This window comes from Streptomyces colwelliae (genome assembly GCF_048158785.1).
Lineage (GTDB): Bacteria > Actinomycetota > Actinomycetes > Streptomycetales > Streptomycetaceae > Streptomyces.
This window is the reverse complement of record NZ_JBLTJC010000142.1, coordinates 1-24,414: the sequence shown is the minus strand read 5'-3', so window position 1 is coordinate 24,414 and position 24,414 is coordinate 1. Positions and strand designations below refer to the sequence as shown.

The window sequence follows — 24,414 nt, the reverse complement described above, 5'->3', positions numbered from 1 at the left end:
GCGCAGAGGCGTACTGGAACACCGGCGGCGACCCTTCCGACCGCTTTCACCCAGAAGACCGAGCCGGCCTGAGTCGAGGCCGACGACGACCCCGATCTCCAACAACGGCGCGGAAGCACAAGGCAGCACGTCGACCCCCTCGTCCAGGACACGCCGCCCCGCCTCCACCGCCCGATCCACGACCAGGTCCAACTCCGGCGCCAACCGAGCCAGCACAGCCGTAGCATCGAACGGATCAAGGCTCAGCAACCGCACCGTCGCCGACGCAGGCCCACTCACACTCTCGTAGACCGCGCAGTACGCCGCGTCCTCGGGTCCCAGCCCAGCCGCCCGAGCCACCAGCCCCAACACCACCGGCTGATGCGCCCCCTTGGGGAACTCCCGCGCCAGGGCATCGAGTTCGGCAGACGGCCAGGTAGCGCGAGCGGCCCGCATCAACTGCCGCCCCAACTTCCGCGCGGCCACCCGCAACGCGGGCGACGGAGTCCGCGCATCGGCGGCCGCGTCCAGCTCCACCGGGTCGGCTCCCAGCGCGGCAGCGGAGGCGAGCCCGGCGGACACCAGCCCGGCCGTGTACAACCGCCCCCGGCAGAACTCACCGAGGTCGGCCGCCCCGGTGACGCGCCCGGCCTTGACGGCGGCCTCGGCCCCGCCGGAGTGCGCATGCCCTCCGGCGGGAAACCGCCCGTCGGCGAGAACCAGCAGTGCTCCCCTGGACATCAGAAGAGGAAGTACCGCTGGGCCATGGGCAGTTCGGCGGCCGGAGTCGCCTCGACGAGCTCCCCGTCGATGTGCACGGCGAAGCTGTCGGGATCGACCTGGACGCGAGGCCGGGCATCGTTCTCCCGCATGTCGGCCTTCGTGACCCCACGTGTCGACTCGATCGCGACGAACTTCTTCCCGAGATCGAGCCGCTCCGGCAGCCCGTCCTCGATCGCCAACTGGGCGACGAAGTTGAAGGAGTTGGCGGCCGGTGCCCGTCCGATCGCCCCGAACATCGGCCGGGGCAAGATGGGTTGGGGGGTCGGGATGGACGCGTTGGCGTCGCCCATCTGCGCGTAGGCGATCTGGCCGCCCTTGATGACGAGGTGCGGCTTGACGCCGAAGAACGGCGGCTCCCACAGCACGAGGTCGGCGAGCTTGCCGGTCTCGACAGAGCCGATCTCGCGGGCGAGGCCCTGAGCGAGGGCGGGGTTGATCGTGTACTTGGCGATGTAGCGCCGTACCCGACGATTGTCCGCACGCCCGTCCCCGGGCAGAGCCCCTCGCCGCCGCTTCATCACATGGGCCGTCTGCCAGGTCCGCATGATGACCTCGCCGACCCGGCCCATCGCCTGCGCGTCGGAGGAGATGATCGAGATGGCGCCGAGGTCGTGGAGGATGTCCTCCGCACCGATCGTCGACGGGCGGATGCGGGACTCTGCGAAGGCCAGGTCCTCGGGGACCGCCGGGTTGAGGTGGTGGCACACCATCAGCATGTCGAGGTGTTCCTCGGCGGTGTTGACGGTGTACGGCCGGGTCGGGTTGGTGGAGCTGGGCAGCACGTGCGGCTCGGAGACCACGGTCATGATGTCCGGCGCGTGCCCGCCGCCCGCGCCCTCGGTGTGGTAAGCGTGGATGCCGCGTCCGGCGATCGCGGCGAGGGTGTCGCCGACGAACCCGGCCTCGTTCAACGTGTCGGTGTGGATGGCGACTTGGACGCCCGTGCGGTCGGCGACGGTGAGCGAGGCGTCGATGACGGCGGGGGTCGAGCCCCAGTCCTCGTGCAGTTTCAGTCCCAGCGCTCCCCCACGGATCTGGGACATCATCGCGTCGTGCGAGACGGTGTTGCCCTTGCCGAGGAAGCCGATGTTGAGCGGGTACTGCTCCATCGCCGCCATCATCCGCGCCAGATGCCAGGGGCCGGGCGTCACGGTGGTCGCCTTGGAGCCCTCGGCGGGTCCGGTGCCGCCGCCGACCAGGGTGGTGACACCGGCGGAGAGCGCCTCGTCGGCGATCTGCGGGCAGATGAAGTGGACGTGCGCGTCGACGGCACCGGCCGTGAGGATGCGTCCGTTGCCAGCGATGACCTCGGTCTCGGGGCCGATCACCAGGTCGGGGTGGATGCCGTCCATAGTGTCGGGGTTGCCGGCCTTGCCGATGCCGGTGATGCGGCCGTCGCGGATGCCGACGTCGGCCTTGACGACGCCCCAGTGGTCGACGATCACGGCACCGGTGATGACGGTGTCGGGGGTGCCCTCCGCGCGGGAGGCACGCGCCTGGCCCATCGACTCGCGGATGACCTTGCCGCCGCCGAACACGGCCTCGTCACCGGCGAGTCCGGGACCGCCGGAGCGGTCCTCCTCGATCTCGATCAGCAGATCGGTGTCGGCGAGCCGGATGCGGTCACCGGTGGTCGGCCCGAACAGGTCCGCGTACGCGGCGCGGGAGATCTCAGGCATCGAGGGCACCTCCGGTCTCGCCGCGCAGTCCGGGCACGACACGGGCGCCGGCCAGCGGGACGAGTTCGACGTCGACGGGGATCCCCGGCTCGAAGCGCACGGCCGTACCGGCGGCGACGTTGAGCCGCTGCCCGCGCGCGGCGGCGCGGTCGAACTCGAGGCCGGGGTTGGCCTCGGCGAAGTGGTAGTGGGAGCCGACCTGGACGGGCCGGTCGGCTGCGTTGAGGACGGTCATCCGTGTGACCTCACGGCCCGCGTTGTAGACGATCGGGTCGTCCGCGAACAGGATCTCGCCGGGAATCATCGAGGCCTCCTACACGATCGGGTCGTGGACGGTGACGAGCTTGGTGCCGTCCGGGAAGGTCGCCTCGACCTGTACGTCGTGGATCATCTCGGGGATGCCCTCCATGACGTCGTCCCTGGTGAGCAGCTTGCGCCCGGAGGACATCAGCTCGGCGACGGTACGGCCGTCACGGGCGCCTTCGAGGATGTGCGACGTGATGAGGGCGACCGCCTCGGGGTGGTTCAGCTTCAGACCACGGGCCCGGCGCTTCTCGGCCACGTCGGCCGCCACATGGATCAGCAGCCTCTCTTGCTCGTGCGGGGTCAGTTGCACGCTCCCACCTCACAGTCCTCGCTCCGGACCGTGCGGGGTCCGGCTGCCGCCTAAACGCTCCGCTCGGAGTGCGGGACGTCGTCCAAAGGCCCGTCGTGGCTGGTCGCGCAGTTCCCCGCGCCCCTTCGGGGCGCTGCCGAACCGCAGCGGACTTCACCGGACCCGCTCAGCCCCCAGGGAAAAGCCCCTGGTGGCGTGGATCGGCAGGCTAGTTGGACCGGGTTTCAAGCAAGTTAACCGAGCTGTGATCAGGACAATCACATCTACGCACGTAGAGCGCACCCCCGCACGGCTTACCACCCAGCCCTGTCGCTACGACGGGTTCGGCCCCCGGTGCTCGGCCGCGATGCCGAACCGCTGGTGTTCGCGAGGAGCGGACGCGACCTCTCGGACGCGCGAGACGGAACTGATCACCTGCTCCTCGGCGTTCGCGTCGAGCCTGTCCAGCTTGTCGAGTTCGTCGAGTCGCTCCAGGTCGGCGGCGGAGACCAGCGCGACCAGGGGCTTGCCGTGCCGTGTCACGACGACGCGCTCACCGCCGTACACCACCCGGTTGATCAGGTCGGCGAGCTCAGCCCTGGCTTGCGTCACCGGAATCTCGTAGGCCATACCCCCATCATAACGTCATGTACGTCCTGTACATTTTTTACAGAGCCCGCCAGAATCACAGGGACCTAGAGAGGGGCTACTCCATGACCCGACCGTCCGCCCGCCACGTCCTGCCCGAGTTCACCGAGCGCACCAGCGCCGGCCACCGGACACTCGACCCGTACTCGAAGCTGCTGGAGGAGCGGATCGTCTTTCTCGGGACGCCGATCGACGACATCTCGGCGAACGATGTGATGGCCCAGTTCATGCACCTCGAGTACCAGGCACCGGACCGGGACATCGCGCTGTACATCAACTCGCCCGGCGGATCGTTCACCGCGATGTCGGCGATCTACGACACGTTGCGGTTCGTCACCTGTGACGTGGAGACGGTCTGCCTGGGCCAGGCCGGCACCTCCGCGGCGCTGCTGCTGGCGGCGGGCACCCCGGGTAAGCGGTCCGCGCTGCCGGGTGCGCGGGTGGTGCTCCACCAGCCCTCGTTCCCTGAGGCGATCCAGGGTCAGGCGAGTGATCTCGCCATCCAGGCAGAGGAGTTGGCGAGGACCCGGTCCCAACTGGAGGAGCTGCTCGCCCTGCACACGGGCCGGACGGTGGAGCAGGTGAGCGCGGACATCGAGCGGGACCGGATCATGGATGCCCAACAGGTCCTGGAATACGGGCTGGTGGACCGGATCGTGACGACCCGCAAGACCTCGCTCACCGAGCCGGGCGGGGAGTGAGCCGACGATGCTGCCGCCGGAACTGCCGCCGTTGCCCGCACTGACGCGCGCCGAGGGCGAGTTGATCGACCGTTATCTGGATGTGGCCGACCTGCTGGGCCGTATCAACCCGGCGCACCACGGTGACACGTACCGTGGTCTGAGGGCCGCTCAGGCGCTCGTGGCCAAGGCCACCGAGCTGCGGGACGCGCTGGCGCTGATGCACCAGCGGGGCGAGACCGAGCTGCACGCCCCCACCCTCGCGCGGGCGCTGCGCGTGCTGGACGGGGAGCGCCGCACGGCACGCGTCACCCTGCCCTCGCCCTCCGACAGTTGAGGGACGCGGAGCCGCCCTGGACCGTGTCGAAACGGGCCGAACGACGTACCCCCGATCGGCGTAGTCGCTCCTCCGTCCATGCGGCCGTCCGGGTTGCGCAACACGCGTAGCCCGAGGGCCGTATGAAGTGTTCCGGTGCTGGTCCGAGCGTCACACCCCCCTCAACACTCCCTCGAACACCGATGCGTTCAGCCGAACGGGTGAGTGGTGAGTAACCCCACAAATCCCCGGTTCCGTTGGGCTTTTCGGACATTCATAGGTGAAGATCCCTGTCTGACGACAAGACCCCGCCGCAGCGGCGGGGCGATCCGGGCGGACGCCGAGTCCTGCCGCCGCCCGGATGACAGGTCGACAGGATTGCATCGGCAGGAGTGGAGGACCCAAGCACGACGGGTCGCCGGGACGGTCACGCCATGACCGGGTCGAGCAGCCCTTGGGGTGAAGCCGCGTCAGCGGCCGGGCAACTTCGCCAGCCCGAATCCGACAGGTCATCCTTCACAGGCGGCTGACGAAGGGTTGCGCATGACTGCGCTCAATCGTGTCCCGTCGCTGATGGTCCGGGCCGGTACGGCCTCGGCCTTCGCCATCGCAGCTGTTGGCGGTTCCGTCGTGATACCAGGCGTCGCATCCGACGCCGCGGCCGCGACACCGGCGACGAAGGCACTCCAGGTCGCGGCGTCCAAGAAGGGCGCCCCGTACAGGTACGGGGCCACCGGACCGGGCCGCTTCGACTGCTCGGGGCTCACGCTGTACTCGTACAAGAAGGCAGGCAAGAAACTGCCCCGTACGGCGGCCCAGCAGTACAACAAGTCCCACCACATCTCGGCCAAGAGCCGCAAGGCCGGGGACCTCGTCTTCTTCCACTCGGGCTCCAGCGTCTACCACGTCGGCATCTACGCCGGTAAGGGAAAGATCTGGCACGCCCCGAAGACCGGGGACGTGGTGAGGCTGCAGAAGATCTGGACCAAGAGCGTCTGGTACGGCCGGGTCAAGTAGGGCCCGTCCGAATCTCCCGAGGGGGTGGCGGCCACCTGACAGGCCGCCACCCCCTCGGGTGTCCAGGGACGTTCACCACGCTGTTCTACGGCTCCTGCTGGCCCGCGGCCGTCACCGGCCGGGCCGGTACCGTCCAGGGCACCTCGATGGAGACCGTCTTGCCGCCCTCCAGGGTGGGCCGGACCTTGAGCTTTCCGCCGCACTCCGCGGTCAGCCAGCGAATGATCACCATGCCCCGGCCGTTGTCCTGCTGGACAGCGGCCGGCAGGCGTTTGGGGAACCGGGGATGGCTGTCGGTGACCCCGATACGCAGCCGTTCGTCACGCTCCAGCTCGATGTCCACCGTGAAGGTGGGTGACTGCCCGAAGGTGTGCTGTACGGCGTTGGTGGCGAGTTCGGAGACGATGAGGCGGATGGTGTCGGCGACCTCCGTGTCCGCCGGAAGCCCCCATTCCACCAGGGTTCCGACCACGTAGGTGCGGGCGGTGGAGACCGAGGCGGGATCGCTCGGCAGAGTGACGGATGCTTCCAGATGGTCTGCCATGGCGCGGTCGTCCCTTTCCCGCGGGACCGGTGTCCGACACGGAGCGGATGGTTCGAGTACGGTCCCGGACTGGTGCTTCTTCGCCAGACTGCCATTCCCGCGTCGGTAACGGTGCCGATCCACCAAGATATGCATATATCTGTCGCTCGAAGCGGTGAACTCTGCGACCCCAGACCGTATTTGGGCGGCTCGGAAGGAGTAAGGAGAAACCCATGCAGTACGGTCCCGCGGTGCGCCGCCGGAAACTGGGCGCGGAACTGCGCGCATTGCGTGCGGAGTCGGGGCTCACCAGTGGCGAGGCGGCCCGGCTGGTCGGCTGGCACCAGTCGAAGGTGAGCCGCATCGAGACCGGCGCGAGTGGCGTGAAACCGCCCGACGTCCGGTTACTCCTGGACGCCTACCAGGTCGGCGACCCACAACTTCGGGACATGCTGCTCGTGCTCGCGGGCTCCGACGACGGCGGCGGCCGGCACCACTGGTGGCACGCCTATCGCGGTGTACTGCCGCCCGCCTACCGGGACTTCATCAGTCTGGAGTCACAGGCCAGCGCGATCCGCACCCTGGAGACCTCGGTGGTCCCCGGGCTGCTCCAGACGCCCGAGTACGCCCGGGCGGTGACCCGGGCCGCCGTGGGAGGCCTCGACAACGACGGGCCCGAGCGGCTCGACGCGCTGGTGCAGGTGCGGCTGGCCAGGCAGGACGTGCTGCGCGCGGATCCGCCGCTGGCCCTGAGCGTGGTCCTCGACGAGGCGGTGCTACGGCGCGAGGTCGGCGGGCCGGGGGTGATGGCACGTCAGCTGGACCGGCTCGTGGAGGCCGCCCGGCTGCCCCAAGTGAGGCTTCAGGTACTGCCGTTCGCCGCAGGAGCACACATCGGCATCACCGGGCCTTTCGTTATCTTCTCCTTTCCGAGCACTTCTGATCTGGATGTGGTTGTTCTAGACCACTTGACGAGTAGCCTCTACCTCGAACGGAAAGAAGACCTAGAGGCCTACAGCGAGGCCTTCAACACCCTTCAGTTCCACGCCCTTTCGCCCGAGGATTCGTCGGATTACATCGCCGGGATAGGTGACGGCGCGTAAGGAGGCACCATGTCTGCACTGCCTCGGAACGTACCTTCCAGTTCTGAACTGTCCGGTGTGCGGTGGCTGCGCAGCAGCTACAGCACGGGAGCGAACAACTGCGTCGAGGCGGCACGTCCGCGCTCAGGCCCCCGCGCGGGGCTGCTCGGCGTACGCGACTCGAAGGACCCGCAAGGACCCGCCCTGCTCTTCTCCCCCGAGAGCTGGACGGGCTTCCTCAGCGCGTTCCACTGACCGATTCGGCCCTCAGCGACTCACGACCGTGTCACGCCGACTCATGGTCGCGTCTCGCCGATCACACGTACAGCGCGTTCGATCTCGGCCCCGGAGAGGTCCGCTCGGGCGGTCAGCCTGAGCCGTGAGATGCCGTCGGGCACGGAAGGAGGACGGAAGCAGCCCACGGCCAGCCCTGCCGTACGGCAGTCGGCCGCCCATTGCACGGCCGCCTCCGGGGACGGCGCACGCACCGACACCACGGCGGCGTCCGGACGTACCGCTTCCAGACCCGCGGCGGTGAGACGTGTGTGCAGCTCACTCGCCACGGCGCGGGCCCGGGCAGCCCGCTCGGGTTCGCGCCGCAGCAGGGTGAGCGCGGCCAGGGCCGCACCGGCCGCCGCGGGCGCCAGTCCCGTGTCGAAGATGAACGTCCGCGCCGCGTTGACCAGATGGTCGATCACCCGCGCCGGCCCGAGCACGGCACCGCCCTGACTGCCCAGCGACTTGGACAACGTCACTGTCACGACCACGTCCTCGGCGCCTGCGAGCCCCGCCGCGTACGGCGCCCCGCGCCCCCCGTCGCCCAGCACCCCGAGCCCGTGCGCGTCGTCGAGCAGCAACCCGGCCCCGGACTCCCGGCACGCCTCGGCGAGCGCGTCCACCGGCGCCGCGTCCCCGTCCACGGAGAACACCGAGTCGGACACCACGACGGCCTGCCCCTCGTGCGTCCGCAGCGCCTTGCGCACACCATCCGGATCGGCGTGTCCTACGACCTGGGTGGCGCCCCGCGCCAGCCGGCAGCCGTCGATCAGCGAGGCGTGGTTGCCCGCGTCGGAGACGATCAGCGAGCCGTGCGGCGCGAGCGTGGTGACCGCGGCGAGGTTGGCCGCGTAGCCGGAGGAGAAGACGAGGGCCGCCTCGAACCCGCAGAACTCGGCCAGTTCGCGCTCCAGTCGGGCGTGCAGCTCGGTCGTACCGGTGACGAGCCGCGACCCGGTCGACCCCCCGCCCCAGGTCCGCGCCGCGGCGGCGGCCCCCTCGACGACCTCGGGGTGATGCGCCAGACCCAGGTAGTCGTTGCTCGCGAGATCGAGGAGCGGCGAGTCGGCGGGACGGGGCCGCAGGGTGCGTACGAGCCCGGCGCGACGGCGCTGCTCCGCCTGCTCGTCGATCCAGCCGAACGCCATGGTTCCTCCGGGGCTTTTGTAGGCAGTGCACAGACACTAATCGGACGACGAGCCCCCCATGGTGTGGTGATACCCACACGCCCAGCCCCATGTCTTGTTCGTTCTCTCCTTGGCCGCAAGCGGTCCCGTAGGACAGGATCGGATCTCATGGACCTGCTGAACACGCTCGTGGACAAGGGGCTTCGGCGCGAGCTGCCGACCCGCGCGGAAGCTCTCGCCGTCCTCGCCACCTCGGACGACGACCTGCTCGATGTCGTGGCCGCGGCCGGAAAGGTGCGCCGGCACTGGTTCGGCCGACGGGTGAAGCTCAACTACCTCGTCAACCTGAAGTCCGGCCTGTGCCCCGAGGACTGCTCGTACTGCTCGCAGCGGCTCGGCTCCAAGGCCGAGATCCTGAAGTACACGTGGCTGAAACCCGACGCTGCCTCGAAGGCCGCGGCGGCCGGAGTGGCGGGAGGCGCCAAGCGCGTCTGCCTGGTCGCCTCCGGGCGGGGTCCGACAGACCGTGACGTGGAACGGGTCGCCGGCACCATCAAGGCGATCAAGGACCAGAACGAGGGCGTCGAGGTGTGCGCCTGCCTCGGTCTGCTCTCCGACGGCCAGGCCGACCGGCTGCGCGAGGCCGGCGCGGACGCCTACAACCACAACCTCAACACGTCCGAGTCGACGTACGGGGACATCACCACCACCCACACGTACGCCGACCGGGTCGACACCGTGCAGAAGGCGCACGCGGCCGGGCTGTCCGCCTGCTCCGGCCTGATCGCCGGGATGGGCGAGACGGACGAGGACCTGATCGACGTCGTCTTCTCCCTCCGCGAGCTGGACCCGGACTCGGTGCCGGTCAACTTCCTGATCCCGATGGAGGGCACCCCGCTCGCCGCCGAGTGGCACCTCACCCCGCAGCGGTGTCTGCGCATCCTCGCGATGGTCCGCTTCGTCTGCCCGGACGTCGAGGTCCGTATCGCGGGCGGCCGTGAGGTCCACCTGCGCACGATGCAGCCCCTCGCCCTGAACCTCGCCAACTCGATCTTCCTCGGCGACTACCTGACGTCCGAGGGCCAGGCCGGCCACGCCGACCTGGAGATGATCGCGGACGCGGGCTTCGAGGTGGAGGGCGCGGGCGAGGTGACCCTGCCGCAGCACCGGGCGACGGCGGGCGGCTGCGGTTCGCACGAGGACGCCGGCTGCGGCGGGGGCTGCGGCGGGCACGAGGGCGCCACTGGTGGCTGCGGTGGACACGAGGGCGCCGGAGTCTGTGGTTCCGCTCCCGCTGCCGCGTCTACGTCCGCCCCCGCACCGCAGGTCGACGAGGTCCGCCGGGACCTGGTCTCCGTACGCCGTCGAGGTGCCGGAACGGATCTCGCGCCCAATGCCTGACCCGATCGGCCCCCTGCCCGTCCCGGAGCTGCTGGAGCTGGACCGGCGGCACGTCTGGCATCCGTACGGTCCGATGCCCGGCCGTGTCGACCCGCTCGTCGTGGAGTCGGCGAGCGGGGTGCGGCTCCGACTGGCGGACGGCGGGGGCGAGTTGGTCGACGGGATGTCGTCCTGGTGGTCGGCGATCCACGGCTACAACCACCCCGTGCTCAACGAGGCCGCGCACGAGCAGCTCGGCCGGATGAGCCATGTGATGTTCGGCGGGCTCACGCACGAGCCCGCCGTACGACTGGCGAAGCTCCTTGTCGACATGTCTCCGGACGGCCTGGAGCACGTCTTCCTCGCCGACTCGGGTTCGGTGTCGGTCGAGGTGGCGGTGAAGATGTGCCTCCAGTACTGGCGCTCGCTCGGCCGACCGGCGAAACAGCGCCTGCTGACCTGGCGCGGCGGCTACCACGGCGACACCTGGCAGCCGATGTCGGTGTGCGACCCCGACGGCGGGATGCACGAGCTGTGGTCGGGGGTGCTCCCCCGCCAGGTGTTCGCCGACGCGCCTCCGGCCGGCTACGAGGAGCCGTACGCCGACCATCTGCGCGAGCTGATCGAGCGGCACGCGGACGAACTGGCCGCGGTGATCGTGGAGCCGGTGGTGCAGGGCGCGGGCGGGATGCGGTTCCACTCCCCCGCGTATCTGCGGGTGCTGCGCGAGGCGTGCGACGCGCACGACGTGCTGCTGGTGTTCGACGAGATCGCGACGGGTTTCGGCCGCACGGGCGCGCTCTTCGCGGCGGAGCACGCGGCCGTCACACCGGACGTGATGTGCGTGGGCAAGGCGCTGACCGGCGGCTACATGACGATGGCGGCGACGCTCTGCACGTCACGCGTGGCCGAGGGCATCTCGCGGGGCGAGGTGCCGGTCCTCGCCCACGGCCCGACCTTCATGGGCAACCCGCTCGCGGCGGCCGTGGCCTGTGCCTCGCTCGAACTCCTCCTGAACCAGGACTGGTTGGCGGAGGTCAAGCGCATCGAGGCGGGCCTGCGGGAGGGCCTCGCCCCGGCGCGGGAGATCCCGGGCGTCCAGGACGTCCGCGTCCTCGGCGCCATCGGCGTGGTCCAGCTCGACCACGCCGTCGACATGAAGGCCGCCACGGACGCGGCCGTACGCGAGGGCGTGTGGCTGCGGCCGTTCCGCGACCTCGTCTACACGATGCCGCCGTACGTCACGGGCGACGCCGACCTGGCTCGGATCGCCCGCGCGGTGTGCGCGGCGGCGCGGGAGGGATGACATGCCGGTACTGGTGATCACGGGCACGGGCACGGAGGTCGGCAAGACGATCACCACGGCCGCCGTCGCCGCGGCGGCGCTCGCGGCCGGCCGCACGGTGGCCGTCCTGAAGCCCGCCCAGACGGGTCTACGGCCGGACGAGCGCGGGGACGCCGACGAGGTCGCGCGACTCGCGGGTGCCGTGACGGCGACCGAACTCGCCCGGTATCCCGAGCCGTTGGCACCGGGCACGGCGGCGCGCCGGGCCGGTATGGCGCCGGTCCGCCCGCACGAAGTCGCGGAAGCCGCCCAGAAGTTGGCCACCGAGCACGACCTGGTGCTGGTCGAGGGCGCGGGCGGACTGCTCGTACGGTTCGACGCGGAGGGCGGCACGCTGGCGGACGCGGCGCGGTTGCTGGGGGCGCCGGTCCTGGTCGTGGCGTCGGCGGGCCTGGGCACCCTGAACACGACGGAACTGACGGCCCGTGAACTCCGTTCCCAGGGCCTTGACTTGCTGGGCGTGGTGATCGGGAGTTGGCCCAACTCGCCTGATCTGGCGTCGCGTTGCAATGTGGCCGATCTGCCGGAGGTGGCGGAGGCGCCGCTGCTCGGGGCGCTGCCGGAGGGTGCGGGGTCTCTCGCGCCCGCCGCCTTCCGTGCGGCGGCGCCGAGTTGGCTGGCGCCGCGGCTCGACGGAGTGTGGGATGCGGACGGGTTCCGGGGGCGGGAAGCTGCGGCTGCTTGGGGCAGTGGGCCCTCCTAGGAGGCCTCCCCTTCGGCGAGCAGCCGTACCAGTTCGATGCGGGACCGGATGCCCAACCGGCTGAAGACACCGCGCAGATGGTGGTCGATCGTGCGGGGGCTGAGGGCGAGGCGGACGGCGATCTCGCGGTTGGTGGCGCCGTCGGCCGCCATGCGGGCGACCATCAGTTGCTGGGCGGTCAGACGGGTGGTCGGGTCGAGGGCTCCGGGTGTGGGGAGGCCGGTCGCGGCCACCGGGGTGCCGAGGGCGCGGAGTTCGGCGCGGGCCTGGGCGGCGCAGTGCGGGGCGCCGAAGGACTCGAAGGCCTCCAGCGAGGTGTGCAGGCGGTCGCGGGCCTCGGTGCGGCGGCGCAGTCGGCGCAGGGCGCCGCCGAACAGCAGCTCGGTGCGGGCCCGTTCGAAGTCACGGGTGCCGCGCGCGTGCAGGTCGAGGGCGCTGCGGTAGTGCTCGACGGCTTCGTCGCCGGGCGCGAGCAGGGCCCGGCAACGGGCGCTCAGGGCAAGGTCGTCGGGGCTGCGGACGGCCCGTGCCCAGCGGTCGTAGTCGGCGTGTGCGGCACGGGCGATACGGGTGTCGCCGCTGCGGGCGGCGGCCTCGACGTAGTGCGGGGTGGCCAGATGCCGGATCGCCCGGTGCCCGTGCCCCGGCCCGAACCCGGCGAGCGCGCGCAGCCGGGCCGCGGCGGCGGCGAAGCGGCCACTGCTCAAGTCCAGGTAGGCGAGCGCCCATTGGGCGAGGGCGGCGGGCAGCCCCAGGCCGCGTCCGAGGGCGTACGAGCGGGCGGCGGCGGCACGTTCCCGGCAGACGTCACCGTCCCCGGTGAGCGCGGCGAACATGGCGAGCGCGGCCTGAAGATGACACGCGCCGTTGTCCTGGCCGGTGGCGTGCGCCTGCCACAGAGCGTCCGCCGCGGCCGTCTCCGCGGCCCGCGGATGACCGGTCCAGAACTCGGCGTACGCCCGGAACTCCATCGCCTGCGCCACGACCACGGTCGCGCCCCGCGCGCGGGCCGAGGCCGCCGCCCGCACGGTGGCGGTGGTGGCACGGGTGTGGTCGCCGAGCATCAGCGCGGCGATCCCCGCGTGGATGAGGAGGGTGGGGTCCCCTCCGGGACCGCACCGCCCGGCGGCGGCCTTGAGCAGATCCCGCGCGTCCTCGTACCGCCCCTCGAAAGCGGCGGCCAGTCCCCCGAGTGTCCCGTGCGGCACGATCCCGATCCGGGAGGCGACGGCCGCCGCCTCCCGGCACCGTCTCAGGTCCCCGGTGTAGACGGCGGCCTCGGTGGCCCGGGCGAGGAGGTGAACGGCGTGGTCGGGGGCGGGAGTTCGGGGTACGGCGACCATGCGGGGTACCTCGGCCGACCGGGACGCCTGTCTCAAGTCGGCGCCGGATCCCTCCGGTTCGCGCCGTGCCACCGCCGTCAGCAACGCGTCGAACGCCTCCGCCGCGTTCCCCGCCCGCAGCGCGAACACCCCGTTCAACGCGTCGCTGTCCGTCGCGGCCGCGAGTCTTCGCGCCCGGTCTCCCTCGCCGGACTGCCAGGCGTCGCCAGCGGCGCGGTTGAGGAGGCGGGACTGTTCACGGGGGTCGAGGGAGAGCGCGGCGGCGCGTTCGACGAGGGCGCAGGCGAGGGGGTGTTCACCGGCGTCACGTGCCTGTTGCGCGGCCGTGCGGAGTTCCGCGGTGAGCCGAGCGCTGGGGCCGAGCGCTCCCGCGCCCCGGTGCCAGGAACGTCGCGGTGTCTCGCCCTCGGCGCGCAACACCCGTGCCAGCAGCCGGTGGACGTCGCGCCGGTCGGCCGGCGACCCCGTCTCGTACGCGGCGATCCTCGTCCACGCGTCGCGGAAGACGACCCCGCCGGCCGTCGCGTGCGCGACCCCGGCCGTCTCGGCGGCTTCCAGGGGCCGGGTGTCGAGCCGCCCCGCCGCGACGGCGCGCAGGAAGGCATGCGTCGCGACCGGGTACTGGTCCGCCGCGGCGAGCAGCAGAAGCAGTCGCGTGCCGTCGGGCAGCGCACGGATCTCCCGGCGGTACCGGGTCAGCAACTCCGGCGCCAGGGACGCCGGTTCGGTCGGGAGGGGGTCGAGGCCCGCGGCCTGGCGTGGGGTCAGGCGCGGGAGGAGTTCGGCGGCGGCGCGCGGATCGCCGTAGACCGCGCGCAGCAGCCGGATACGGACCCCTTCGGGGAGCGCGGGGTCGAGGGTTCGCCCTGTGTCGATGCGCGACGGTGGCGAAGTGCGGTCTAGGGAAGTGGGGTTCACCGGAGTCAGCACACAACTGACGTTACTGGCGAGTTAATTCACCCGTAAAGACCGGCGATTTCACCGATGCGGCGCGCGTAGACCCCCGCTGACACTCCTGACAACCCCACCCGTATCAGGAGGCATCATGCAGCGCCACAAGCGTCGCATCGTTACGGCTCTGTCGGCCGTGACCACCTCGCTCCTTCTGTCACTCTCCCTGGCCTCGACGCCCGCTCAGGCGGCGAGCCACGATCCCATCGTCTTCGTGCACGGCCTGAGCGGTTCGGCGAGCGGCTGGGACGACTGGGTCGCGGACTTCGAGGCCGACGGCTACTCCTCGTCCGAGCTGTTCGCGTGGTCGTACGACTGGACGCAGTCGAACGTCACCACGGCCTCCCAGCTGGCCACCGAGGTCAAGAGCGTGCTCGCGCAGACCGGGGCGTCGAAGGTCGACATCGTCGGTCACTCCATGGGGACGCTCAGCTCCCGCTACTTCCTCAAGAACCTGAGCGGTACGTCGTACGTCGACCACTTCGTGTCCGTCGCCGGCGTCAACCACGGCACCTCCGTGGCCTCGCTGTGCGGCTGGCTGTACACGTCCTGCAAGGAGATGCAGACGGGGAGTTCGTTCCTCACGGCGCTCAACTCCGGTGACGAGACGCCCGGCAGCGTGTCGTACGCGGCCTACTGGTCGGACTGCGACGCGGCGATCGACCCGGACACCTCGGCCCAGCTGAGCGGCGCGACCAACGTCGACGTCGGGTGCATCTCGCACACCGACATGAACAACGACCACGGCGTCTACGAGCAGGTGCGCGACTTCATCTCCTGACCGGCTCGTGGCGGCAGCGGGGGTGGTCAAGGGCGGCAGGGGGGACAATCCCGGTAGGGACCGGCTTCGGCCCGGTCCGGTCCGGGAGGTCGTCATGCCGCTACGGTCCGCAGGCTCCGGCACAGTGCCGCGGGACGCCGTCCACCACCCGCTGTTCGCCCGTTACTACGCCCGTTTCAGTGTGAGCGCCGAGTCGAAGCTCGGCCTGGCCGGGATGCGGGACCGGCTGCTCGCCGGGCTCTCCGGGCGGGTGATCGAGATCGGGGCCGGGAACGGCCTGAACTTCGCGCACTATCCGAGCGCCGTCTCGGAGGTCGTCGCGATCGAACCCGAGCGGACCCTGCGGCAGCTGGCCGTGGAGTCCGCGCTCCGCTCCGAGGTGCCCGTCGACGTGGTGCCGGGCGCGGCGGAGAAGCTGCCCGTCAAGGGCGAGGCCTTCGACGCGGTCGTCCTGTCTCTGGTGCTGTGCAGCGTGCGCGACGTACCGCGGGCGCTCGCAGAGGTACGACGGGTGCTGCGGCCCGGCGGGGTCGTGCGGTTCTTCGAGCACGGCAAGGGCGGCGGACCGGCGATGGCGTTCACCCAGCGCGCCCTGGACCGCACGCTGTGGCCGCCGCTGAACGGCGGCTGCCATCTGGCCCGCGACCCGGTCGCCGCGCTGCGCGACGCCGGGTTCGAACTCGGGCCGTACCGGCGGGTGTTGATCCCGGAGAAGGGACCTACGCTGCCGAGCTCGTACTGCGTCCTGGGCACCGCGTGGCGCCCTGACACACAGGAGTGATCACCGTGATCACCGGCTAGTGATCACAGGCTCCACTGGCGCAGCTCCTGCGCGATGTCGTCGACCGACGCCTCGCCGCTCTTGACCAACCGGGCCAGATCGCGGACCTGTTCGGGCGAGGTGACGACCTTCAGGCCGCTGGCGACGAGGTAGGCGTACGCGACGGCGGAGGCGAAGAGGGCGTTCGAGCGCTCCAACGCGGGCACGTGGATGAGGAGTTGGAGCAGGGCGGCGGCGCGCGCGTACGGGCTGTCGTAGACCGGGACGTCGAATATGTCCGCCTGGTGGCGCGCGACGGCGGCGACGAGCGCGCCCCAGTCGGTGACCTGGGGGTCTCCGGGTGTGTTGTGTTCGGCGAGCATCAGCAGCCAGGCGAGATCGATCCTGAGGTTGTTCAAGGGATCAGCGGCGACCTTCGCGGGTGCTCGTCCCGTCGGCGCCGAACTCGTCGGCGAAGACGGACTCGTACTGCTTCATGAAGTCGGCCGCGGCCTCGACGAAGGTGTGGCCGACCTCCCCGGTGTCCTGTCTGACCAGCTCTTCTATGTACCGGTTGACGCTCATGCCACGGGCCAGGGCACGCTCACGGGCCGCGCGGGCGGTGCCCTCGTCCACGCGTACGTTCAGCTGGGTCTTCGCCATACCTAGACGCTAGCGCCGGATCGCTAGCACCGGCAAGGGCTCAGCCCATGGGTGGAGAGTGCCCCTTACACCGGTATCGGGGGCCCGACCTGGGATGGAGACCGCCTCGGCCGCACGGGGGATATCGGCTGTGTGGCGCATCACACTAGGCTCGGCCCGCGAGGAAGGCGCCGGAACGTCGACGACGGCGTCGGAACGTCTCGGAACGTCGACGAGCGAGGGAATCCCAGGGGGCTGTCTTGTCCACATCTGCTGCGGAGCACGCTCCAGGCCACGCCTCGGCCGGCGGGATCGCGGCCCGCGCCCGCGCTCTGACCAAGGCGTACGGCTCGGGCGAGACGGCCGTGCTCGCCCTGGACTCGGTGGACGTGGACATCGCGCGCGGCCGTTTCACCGCGGTCATGGGCCCCTCGGGCTCCGGGAAGTCCACGCTGATGCACTGCCTGGCGGGGCTCGACACCGTTTCGGCCGGACAGGTGTGGCTCGGCGACACCGAGATCACGGGGCTGAAGGACCGTGAGCTGACGCGGCTGCGCCGGGACCGGATCGGGTTCATGTTCCAGTCGTTCAACCTCATCCCGACCCTGAACGCGGCCGAGAACATCACCCTGCCCATGGACATCGCCGGCCAGAAACCGGACCAGAAGTGGCTGGACCAGGTCATCGACACGCTCGGGCTGCGCGACCGGCTCAAACACCGGCCGTCCCAGCTCTCCGGGGGCCAGCAGCAGCGCGTGGCGTGCGCGCGGGCGCTCGCCTCCCGCCCCGAGCTGATCTTCGCGGACGAACCGACCGGCAACCTCGACTCGCGGGCCGGTCTGGAGGTTCTCGGCTTCCTGCGCGACGCCGTCGACGACCTCGGGCAGACCGTGGTCATGGTCAGCCACGACCCGGGCGCCGCCGCCCACTCCGACCTGGTGCTCTTCCTCGGGGACGGACGGATCGTGGACGAGATGGAGCGGCCCACGGCGGAGGCGGTGCTGGAGCGGATGAAACGGTTCGACCTGGCGAGGGGGCAGTTCGACACCTCCGGTCTCGGTCCTGGGCCTGGGCAGGGTCCTGGGCATGGTCCTGGGCCCGGCCCCTCGCAGGACACGACCGGCACACCCGACGTAACCCTCGACAAGGACTGACCCCGTGCTGAAGGCGACCCTCCGGAGCTTCCTCGCGCACAAGGGACGGCTGCTGCTCTCGGCGCTCGCCGTCGTGCTGTCCGTGGCGTTCGTGGCCGGCAGCCTGATCTTCTCCGACACGGTGACCCGTACCTTCGACCGGCTCTTCGCGTCGACGTCGGCCGATGTCACCGTGGAGCCGAAGCAGGACCTCAAGTCCTCGGTGCCCACCGGCGCGACCGAGACCGTGCCCGCCTCGCTCGCCGGGCAGGTGGCGAAGGTGGCCGGGGTCGCCACGACCCACGCCGACGTGTCCGTCGAGAACATCGTGGTCGTCGACAGCAAGAACAAGTCGGTCGGCCCGACCACGGGCGCTCCCACCATCGCCACCGACTGGTACCTCACCGACCGCAGCCCGGTGAAGCTGACCTCGGGGCATGCCCCGCAGGGTGCCAGCGAGGCCCTCCTCGACGCGGACACCGCCGACAACAAGCACGTGAGCATCGGCGACACCCTGACCGTGCAGGCACAGCCCGGCAGCTTCAAGGTCCAGATCGTCGGCATCGCCACCTTCACCACCACCAACCCGGGTGCCGCGCTGGTCTTCCTCGACCCCGCCACCGCGAAGGACCAGTTGCTCGGCGCGCCCGACCGCGCCACGAGCATCTCGGTGGACGCGACGAAGGGCGTCGACGACGCCGTACTCAAGCAGCGGGTGACCGCCGCGATCGACTCCTCCGGCACGTACGACATCAAGACGGCCGACGAGCAGGCGAAGTCGGCCGCCGCCGATCTGGGCGGTTTCCTCGACGTCATCAAGTACGTGATGCTGGGATTTGCTGGCATCGCTGTCCTGGTCGGCGTGTTCCTGATCGTCAACACGTTCTCGATGCTGATCGCCCAACGCACCCGCGAACTGGGCCTGTTGCGCGCCCTGGGCGCGGACCGCAAGCAGGTGCGGCGGTCGGTGCTCACCGAGGCGCTGTTGCTCGGGCTGGTCGGTTCGACTCTCGGTCTTGCGGCCGGAATCGGGCTCGCGGCCGGGCTGATCAAGCTGATGACCGCGTTCGGCATGAACCTCAAGACCACGGAGATGGTGGTCGGTTGGCCGACTCCGGTGGCGGCGTACGTGGTTGGGGTCGGCGTCACCTTCGTCGCCGCGTATCTCCCGGCCCGGCGCGCTGCGACCGTCTCCCCGATGGCGGCCCTCGCGGACGCCGAAGTCGCGGGCGTGGGGCGGCCGTTGAGGGTGCGCGCGGTCGTCGGTTCGATCGTCGGGGCGCTCGGTGTCGCCGCGCTGGGGGGCTGCGCCGCCGCGACGAGCACGGCCTCGTCCTCCTCCCTTCTGGGCCTCGGCATCGTCCTCACCCTGATCGCGACCGTGATCGCGGGCCCCCTCCTGGTCCGCCCGATGATCCGGGTGCTGGGCGGCGCCTTCCCGGCCCTGTTCGGCTCGGTCGGCCGGATGAGCCAGCGCAACGCCCTGCGCAACCCGCGCCGTACGGGCGCCACCGCGGCGGCCCTGATGGTGGGGCTCGCCCTGGTCGGCGGGATGTCGGTGGCGAGCGCGTCCATGTCCAAGTCCTTCGACCAGCAGATCGACAAGACCCTGGGCGCCGACTTCGTGATCCAGAACGGCAACTTCCTGCCGTTCTCCAAGGAGGTCACGGACCAGGTACGCGCCACCGAGGGCGTCGGTCTCGTCGTAAGGGCCCGCTTCGCGCCGCTCGCGGTCCGGCTGCCGGACGGCAAGCGGGTGGAGACGACGGCTGCCGGATACGACACCCCGCTGGACGACGTCGCTCACATCAAGTACGCGGCGGGCGACACGAGTTCGGCACTCGCCGCCGGGCATCTCGCCATGGACGTCGACTTCGCGAAGAAGCACGGCGTACGGATCGGCAGTGTGCTCCCCGTCGAGTTCCCGGGCGGCCGCACCACGAAGCTGACGGTGGGCGCCCTCAGCGACCAGGGCTCGGCGGACGGGTTCGGGACGCAGGGCGGGCTGTTCTTCGGGATCGCCACGGTCGAGAAGTACGTCCCGAACGGCCAGGACTCCTCGCTGTACGTGAACGCCGCCTCGGGCACCGGCGCCGACCAGCTCCGCAAGGCGCTGGAGACGACGCTGAAGCCCTATCCGCAGGTCCAGGTCCGCGACCAGGCCGACTACAAGAAGCTCGTCCACGACCAGATCGCCGTACTGCTCTACCTCGTGTACGCGCTACTCGGGCTTGCGATCGTCATCGCGGTGCTCGGCGTGGTCAACACCCTTGCCCTGTCGGTCGTGGAGCGCACCCGCGAGATCGGCCTGCTGCGCGCGATCGGACTCGGGCGGCGCCAACTGCGGCGGATGATCCGGCTGGAGTCGGTGGTGATCGCGGTGTTCGGCGCGGTGCTGGGGCTCGGTCTCGGCCTGGTGTGGGGCGTGTGCGCGCAACAGGTCCTGGCGCTGCAAGGCATGACGGCGCTCGCGATTCCGTGGACCACGATCGTCGCGGTGGTGATCGGCTCGGCGGTGGTCGGCATCGTGGCGGCGCTGCTCCCCGCGCTGCGTGCGTCGCGTATGAACGTGCTGGCGGCGATCGCGCACGAGTGATGGAATCGCGACAGCAACTCCGATCACGTGACGCTCGGTCAGGTCACCTGTCTGCGAGGAGAGTTCATGCCGCGCCCGTTCCGCTTCGGGGCCAGCCTGCTCACGTCCGCGCCCGCCGACGAGTGGCGCGCGAGATGCCGGCGGGTCGAGGAACTCGGCTACGACGTGCTCCTCGTCCCGGACCACCTCGGCATGGTCGCGCCGTTCCCGGCACTGGTCGCGGCGGCCGGCGCGACCGAACGGCCGCAGGTGGGTACGTTCGTGCTCAACGCGGGCTTCTGGAACCCGACTTTGCTGGCCCGCGAGGTGACGACGACCGACGACCTGACCGGCGGACGCCTCGAACTCGGCCTCGGTACCGGCTATGTACAGGCGGAGCACGACACGGCGGGGCTGCCCTTCGGTTCGCCGGGCGAGCGCGTCGACCATCTGCGGCGCACCATCGAGGAGTTGGGGCGACTGCTGGACGCCGCGAACCGCCGGGTACCGCTCCTCCTGGGCGGCAACGGCGACCGCATGCTGCGCCTGACCGCCGAGCACGCGGACATCGCGGCGTTCGCGGGCGCGAGCCTGGAACCGGGCAGTACGACGGGCAGGCTTGCGCCGGTCGACGCCGCCGAGTTCGGCCAACGGGTCGCCCGGTACCGGGGGTTCGCGGACGGCCGCGAAGAGCCCGCCGAACTCAACCTCCTGATCCAGGTGGTGGCCGTGACCGACGACCCCGCGAGCGCGCTCAGGCCCCTGCTGGACCGTCGGCCGGACCTGACCCTGGAGCAGGTGCTGGACCTGCCCGTCATGCTGGTCGGCACCCTGGACGAGATCACCGCGAAGCTGCGCGCGCTGCGCGACCGGTACGGATTCTCGTATCTCACGGTGCTGGAGCCGTACATGGAGGCGTTCGCGCCGGTGGCCGAGGAACTGCGGCGAAACCCGCTCGCCACGCCCGCCGCCCCTCTGCTTGGCTCGCCCCATGAGTGATCTTCATATCCGTAGCGCTGCCCTCTCCGACATCGACGCCGTCCTGGCCTTCTGGCGCGAGGCCGCCGAAGGCACGAGCATCAGCGACGACCGCGACGGCGTGGCCAGGCTCGTCACCAGGGACCCGGACGCGCTGATCCTCGCGGAACGTGACGGGCGGCTCGTCGGGTCCGTGATCGCCGGTTTCGACGGCTGGCGCTGCCACCTCTACCGGCTGGCCGTACACCCGGAGCACCGCCGGCAGGGCATCGGCTCGGCACTGCTCACGGCGGCCGAGGAGCGGTTCGTGGCGCTGGGCGGGCGCCGCGGTGACGCGATGGTGCTGGAGCGCAACGAGACGGGCCGGCATGCGTGGCGCGCGGCGGGGTACGCACCCGAGGAGCAGTGGCGGCGCTGGGTGAAACACCTCACCACCTGATCGCTTTGCCCATCCTTTACTATTGGCGGACCACCCCGAACCTCTGAATCTTTCGAAAGGTGTGAGCGTCCGCCCATGGGCGAGCCTCCCAGTCCCGGCGCGCGACATCGCGCGAACCTCCCTGCCCTGTCCGATCATGGGACGGAGGTGACCCGATGACCGAAGTGCTCCTGCTGCTGGTGGCGATCCTGCTCTCGCTGGCCTGTGGTGCCTTCGTCGCGGCCGAGTTCTCGCTGACCACCGTCGAGCGCGGCCAGCTGGAGCGCGCGGTCGAGCGCGGTGAGCGGGGCGCCGCGGGTGCCCTGAAGGCCGTACGGAATCTGACGTTCCAGCTCTCCGGGGCACAGCTCGGCATCACCGTCACCAATCTGGTCGTCGGCATGCTCTCCGAGCCGTCGATCGCCGCGCTGATCGCGGGCCCGCTCGAATCGCTGGGCATCTCGCACTCCGCGTCGAAGTCCGTCGCGCTGGTGCTGGGTACGGCGTTGTCGACGGTGTTCCTGATGGTCGTAGGCGAGCTGGTGCCGAAGAACTGGGCGATCTCGTCGCCGCTCAGCGTGGCGAAGCGGGTGGGGAACGCGCAGCGCTGGTTCAGTGCCGCGTTCCGCCCGTTCATCAGCCATCTGAACAACACGGCCAACCATGTGGTGCGGGCCTTCGGCCTGGAGCCCGCCGAGGAGCTGGCCTCCGCGCGCGGGCCGCAGGAGCTGGCCGCGCTGGCCCGGCACTCCGCCAGGGAGGGCGCCCTGGAGCCGGACACGGCCGAGCTGTTCGTACGGACGCTGAACCTCGCCGACCTCACCGCGGAGAACGTGATGACGCCCCGCGTCCAGGTCGTCGCCCTCGACGCCCAGGCGACCTGCGAGGACGTGGCCAACGCGACCCGGGCGACCGGGCTGTCCCGCTTCCCGGTGTTCCGGGGCAACCTCGACGAGGTCGTCGGCACGGTCCACATCAAGGACGTCCTGGCGGTACCCGCGGACCGGCGGACCCGGTTCCCCCTCTCCGAGGTGATGCGCGAACCCCTCCTCGTCCCGGAGTCCCTGACCGTGGACCGCCTCCTGGACCGGCTGTCCGGCAAGCGCACGATGGCCGTCGTCATCGACGAGTACGGCGGTACGGCGGGGGTCGCGACCCTGGAGGACATCGTCGAGGAGGTCGTGGGAGAGGTGCGGGACGAGCACGATCCGCACGAGACGCCCGACCTGGCCCCGGCCGGGGCGGACGACGACGGCCGCACTCTGTACTCGGCGGACGGCGCCGCCCGTGTGGACCAGCTCGCGCGCGTGGGACTGCGGGCGCCGGAGGGACCGTACGAGACGCTGGCCGGTCTGGCGGCCACTGAGCTGGGGCGGATTCCGGAGGTCGGTGACGTCGTCGAGGTCGCCGGGTGGCGGATCGACGTGGTCGACGCGTCCGGGCGGCGGGCCGCGCGACTGCTGTTGCACGCGCCGCTCGACGACACCGGTTCCGGCTCGGATTCCGGATCCGGTTCCGACTCCGCGAAGGGGGAGCTGTGACCGCCGTACAACTGCTGATCGGGTTGGCGACGCTGGTCGTCAACGCCTTCTTCGTGGCCGCCGAGTTCGCGTTGATCTCGGTGCGCCGCAGCCAGATCGAGCCGTACGCCGAGGACGGCGACCGGCGGGCCAAGAGCGTGCTGTGGGGTTTGCAGCACGTGTCGGCGCTGATGGCCGCGGCCCAACTCGGCATCACGCTCTGCACGTTGGTGCTCGGTATCGTCGCGGAACCGGCGATCGCGCATCTGCTGGAACCGGTGTTCCACGCGGTCGGCGTGCCGGAGGGCGCGGGGCACGCGGTGTCCTTCGTGATCGCGCTCGCCGCGGCGACCTATCTGCACATGCTGCTCGGCGAGATGGTGCCGAAGAACATCGCCCTGGCCGAACCGGTGCGCAGCGCGCTGCTCCTCGGGCCGCCGCTGGTGACGCTGTCCCGGGCGCTGCGCCCGGTGATCTTCACGATCAACGCGTTCGCCAACACGCTGCTCAAGCTGCTGCGGGTCGAGGTCAAGGACGAGGTGACGGCATCCTTCTCGGACGCCGAACTGGCCCGGATCGTACGGGACTCCGGCGAGGCGGGGCTGATCGACGAACGGGCCCTGGAGCGGCTGAACGACGCGCTGGAGCTGGGCAGACGGCCCGTGCGGGACGTCGTACTCCCCCTCGAACGCGTCGACTACGTGGTCGCCGGCATCACCCCGGCGGAGCTGGAGGTGCTGTCGGCGGAGTCCGGCTTCTCCCGCTTCCCCGTGGTGGACGGCGAGCGCCGGATCATCGGCTACCTGCACGTCAAGGACGCGCTGGACGCCTCGCCACGCAACGAGCCGTTCAAGGTCGAGGACATGCGGTCCATCGCGAACGTGAAGGAGGACACCCCGCTGGACGACGTCCTCACCGCGATGCGCAGCAGCCGCACACACCTCGCGGCGGTCCTCGACGAGGAGGGCCGACTGACCGGGCTGGTGACCATGGAGGACGTGCTCCGGGAACTGTTCGGGCAGCGGGCGTAGGGCAGGGAGGAGTACCGGCGAACGCCGGGCGGGTACTGGTCGAGGCGCCGGCTGGGCGCCTATCGGCAGCCGGGTGGGTACTGGTCAAGGCCGGGAGGGCGCGGCTGGAGGCGGGCGGGCCGCTGGTGACGGCTGGGCGGGTCTGGCTC

At 70.8% G+C, this 24,414-nt stretch carries 26 protein-coding genes and 1 riboswitch; of the genes, 16 read left to right on the top strand and 10 right to left on the bottom strand.

What is annotated here, in order from left to right:
* From ACNFOC_RS27225 to ACNFOC_RS27205, 5 genes are all read right to left on the bottom strand, one after another.
* Window positions 1-720: urease accessory protein UreF (locus ACNFOC_RS27225; RefSeq protein ID WP_416961720.1), on the bottom strand; the 720-nt coding region annotated here is incomplete at its 3' end.
* Window positions 720-2,441 (bottom strand): urease subunit alpha, encoded by a 1,722-nt coding sequence (locus ACNFOC_RS27220; RefSeq protein WP_416961719.1) that lies wholly within the window; start codon window positions 2,439-2,441, stop codon window positions 720-722. The genes ACNFOC_RS27225 and ACNFOC_RS27220, both read right to left, overlap by 1 nt.
* Window positions 2,434-2,745: an urease subunit beta gene (locus ACNFOC_RS27215; RefSeq protein ID WP_406129341.1), complete on the bottom strand. Its 312-nt coding sequence runs from the start codon at window positions 2,743-2,745 to the stop codon at window positions 2,434-2,436. Before ACNFOC_RS27215 ends, ACNFOC_RS27220 begins: the two co-directional genes overlap by 8 nt.
* A 9-nt stretch (window positions 2,746-2,754) precedes the next feature.
* Window positions 2,755-3,057: an urease subunit gamma gene (locus ACNFOC_RS27210; RefSeq protein ID WP_010988499.1), complete on the bottom strand. Its 303-nt coding sequence runs from the start codon at window positions 3,055-3,057 to the stop codon at window positions 2,755-2,757.
* Window positions 3,058-3,369: 312 nt separating this feature from the next.
* On the bottom strand, window positions 3,370-3,666 hold the full coding sequence (locus ACNFOC_RS27205) for a type II toxin-antitoxin system Phd/YefM family antitoxin (protein ID WP_416961718.1): 297 nt from the start codon (window positions 3,664-3,666) through the stop codon (window positions 3,370-3,372).
* An 83-nt stretch (window positions 3,667-3,749) separates the two neighbouring features.
* Between ACNFOC_RS27205 and ACNFOC_RS27200 the strand changes: the two genes are divergently transcribed.
* From ACNFOC_RS27200 to ACNFOC_RS27190, 3 genes are all read left to right on the top strand, one after another.
* Window positions 3,750-4,385, top strand: coding sequence for an ATP-dependent Clp protease proteolytic subunit (locus ACNFOC_RS27200; protein WP_416961717.1), 636 nt, complete (start codon window positions 3,750-3,752; stop codon window positions 4,383-4,385).
* A gap of 7 nt (window positions 4,386-4,392) precedes the next feature.
* On the top strand, window positions 4,393-4,701 hold the full coding sequence (locus ACNFOC_RS27195; protein ID WP_416961716.1) for a hypothetical protein: 309 nt from the start codon (window positions 4,393-4,395) through the stop codon (window positions 4,699-4,701).
* Window positions 4,702-5,040: 339 nt separating this feature from the next.
* A riboswitch (cyclic di-AMP (ydaO/yuaA leader) is annotated at window positions 5,041-5,220 on the top strand.
* Window positions 5,221-5,223: 3 nt separating this feature from the next.
* Entirely contained in the window at window positions 5,224-5,697 is a 474-nt protein-coding gene (locus ACNFOC_RS27190; protein WP_266868752.1) for a C40 family peptidase, read from the top strand.
* 85 nt (window positions 5,698-5,782) lie between these two features.
* Here the strand turns inward: ACNFOC_RS27190 and ACNFOC_RS27185 are convergent, their stop codons facing one another.
* Window positions 5,783-6,241, bottom strand: a complete 459-nt coding sequence (locus ACNFOC_RS27185) for an ATP-binding protein (protein ID WP_366498973.1) — start codon at window positions 6,239-6,241, stop codon at window positions 5,783-5,785.
* Window positions 6,242-6,453: 212 nt separating this feature from the next.
* Between ACNFOC_RS27185 and ACNFOC_RS27180 the strand changes: the two genes are divergently transcribed.
* On the top strand, window positions 6,454-7,323 hold the full coding sequence (locus ACNFOC_RS27180; RefSeq protein WP_416961715.1) for a helix-turn-helix domain-containing protein: 870 nt from the start codon (window positions 6,454-6,456) through the stop codon (window positions 7,321-7,323).
* A gap of 9 nt (window positions 7,324-7,332) precedes the next feature.
* The gene (locus ACNFOC_RS27175) at window positions 7,333-7,557 is read left to right on the top strand and encodes a DUF397 domain-containing protein (protein WP_416961714.1); all 225 of its coding nucleotides are present in this window, start codon (window positions 7,333-7,335) and stop codon (window positions 7,555-7,557) included.
* Between the two features lie 41 nt (window positions 7,558-7,598).
* On the opposite strand, the gene ACNFOC_RS27170 is transcribed toward ACNFOC_RS27175, so the two are convergent.
* Complete coding sequence (locus ACNFOC_RS27170) at window positions 7,599-8,726, bottom strand: 8-amino-7-oxononanoate synthase (RefSeq protein ID WP_416961713.1); 1,128 nt, start codon at window positions 8,724-8,726, stop codon at window positions 7,599-7,601.
* 147 nt (window positions 8,727-8,873) lie between these two features.
* On the opposite strand from ACNFOC_RS27170, the gene bioB reads away from it, so the two are divergent.
* Genes bioB through bioD form a run of 3 tightly spaced genes read left to right on the top strand, consistent with a single transcriptional unit; the run spans window position 8,874 to window position 12,133 of the window.
* Window positions 8,874-10,106, top strand: a complete 1,233-nt coding sequence (gene bioB / locus ACNFOC_RS27165; RefSeq protein ID WP_416961712.1) for a biotin synthase BioB — start codon at window positions 8,874-8,876, stop codon at window positions 10,104-10,106.
* Window positions 10,099-11,391, top strand: a complete 1,293-nt coding sequence (locus ACNFOC_RS27160; RefSeq protein ID WP_416961711.1) for an adenosylmethionine--8-amino-7-oxononanoate transaminase — start codon at window positions 10,099-10,101, stop codon at window positions 11,389-11,391. Before bioB ends, ACNFOC_RS27160 begins: the two co-directional genes overlap by 8 nt.
* A gap of 1 nt (window position 11,392) precedes the next feature.
* Window positions 11,393-12,133 carry a dethiobiotin synthase gene (gene bioD, locus ACNFOC_RS27155; protein WP_416961710.1) on the top strand — a complete coding sequence of 247 codons (741 nt, stop codon included), beginning with the start codon at window positions 11,393-11,395 and terminating at the stop codon, window positions 12,131-12,133.
* Here the strand turns inward: bioD and ACNFOC_RS27150 are convergent.
* Window positions 12,130-14,406, bottom strand: coding sequence for a LuxR C-terminal-related transcriptional regulator (locus tag ACNFOC_RS27150; protein WP_416961709.1), 2,277 nt, complete (start codon window positions 14,404-14,406; stop codon window positions 12,130-12,132). The two genes, bioD and ACNFOC_RS27150, sit on opposite strands and share 4 nt — an antisense overlap.
* A gap of 115 nt (window positions 14,407-14,521) precedes the next feature.
* Here ACNFOC_RS27150 and ACNFOC_RS27145 point away from each other — a divergent pair, with 115 nt between their 5' ends.
* On the top strand, window positions 14,522-15,208 hold the full coding sequence (locus tag ACNFOC_RS27145; protein ID WP_416961708.1) for an esterase/lipase family protein: 687 nt from the start codon (window positions 14,522-14,524) through the stop codon (window positions 15,206-15,208).
* A 94-nt stretch (window positions 15,209-15,302) separates the two neighbouring features.
* Window positions 15,303-15,989: a class I SAM-dependent methyltransferase gene (locus tag ACNFOC_RS27140; protein WP_416961707.1), complete on the top strand. Its 687-nt coding sequence runs from the start codon at window positions 15,303-15,305 to the stop codon at window positions 15,987-15,989.
* A 23-nt stretch (window positions 15,990-16,012) separates the two neighbouring features.
* Here the strand turns inward: ACNFOC_RS27140 and ACNFOC_RS27135 are convergent, their stop codons facing one another.
* Both ACNFOC_RS27135 and ACNFOC_RS27130 read right to left on the bottom strand, forming a co-directional pair.
* Window positions 16,013-16,387, bottom strand: a complete 375-nt coding sequence (locus ACNFOC_RS27135) for a fic family toxin-antitoxin system, toxin component (protein WP_363093163.1) — start codon at window positions 16,385-16,387, stop codon at window positions 16,013-16,015.
* Window positions 16,388-16,391: 4 nt separating this feature from the next.
* The gene (locus tag ACNFOC_RS27130; RefSeq protein WP_416961706.1) at window positions 16,392-16,631 is read right to left on the bottom strand and encodes a toxin-antitoxin system HicB family antitoxin; all 240 of its coding nucleotides are present in this window, start codon (window positions 16,629-16,631) and stop codon (window positions 16,392-16,394) included.
* A 239-nt stretch (window positions 16,632-16,870) separates the two neighbouring features.
* Between ACNFOC_RS27130 and ACNFOC_RS27125 the strand changes: the two genes are divergently transcribed.
* From ACNFOC_RS27125 to ACNFOC_RS27100, 6 genes are all read left to right on the top strand, one after another.
* On the top strand, window positions 16,871-17,764 hold the full coding sequence (locus ACNFOC_RS27125; protein ID WP_416961705.1) for an ABC transporter ATP-binding protein: 894 nt from the start codon (window positions 16,871-16,873) through the stop codon (window positions 17,762-17,764).
* Window positions 17,765-17,768: 4 nt separating this feature from the next.
* Window positions 17,769-20,339, top strand: coding sequence for an ABC transporter permease (locus ACNFOC_RS27120; protein ID WP_416961704.1), 2,571 nt, complete (start codon window positions 17,769-17,771; stop codon window positions 20,337-20,339).
* A 66-nt stretch (window positions 20,340-20,405) separates the two neighbouring features.
* Window positions 20,406-21,317 (top strand): LLM class F420-dependent oxidoreductase, encoded by a 912-nt coding sequence (locus ACNFOC_RS27115; protein ID WP_416961703.1) that lies wholly within the window; start codon window positions 20,406-20,408, stop codon window positions 21,315-21,317.
* A complete protein-coding gene (locus tag ACNFOC_RS27110) occupies window positions 21,310-21,735 on the top strand; it encodes a GNAT family N-acetyltransferase (RefSeq protein WP_416961702.1) in 426 nt (141 codons plus the stop codon). The genes ACNFOC_RS27115 and ACNFOC_RS27110 overlap by 8 nt, the downstream gene beginning before the upstream one ends.
* Window positions 21,736-21,890: 155 nt before the next feature.
* Window positions 21,891-23,255 carry a hemolysin family protein gene (locus ACNFOC_RS27105; protein WP_416961701.1) on the top strand — a complete coding sequence of 455 codons (1,365 nt, stop codon included), beginning with the start codon at window positions 21,891-21,893 and terminating at the stop codon, window positions 23,253-23,255.
* The gene (locus tag ACNFOC_RS27100; protein ID WP_416961700.1) at window positions 23,252-24,265 is read left to right on the top strand and encodes a hemolysin family protein; all 1,014 of its coding nucleotides are present in this window, start codon (window positions 23,252-23,254) and stop codon (window positions 24,263-24,265) included. Before ACNFOC_RS27105 ends, ACNFOC_RS27100 begins: the two co-directional genes overlap by 4 nt.
* The last annotated feature ends 149 nt before the right edge of the window (window positions 24,266-24,414 follow it).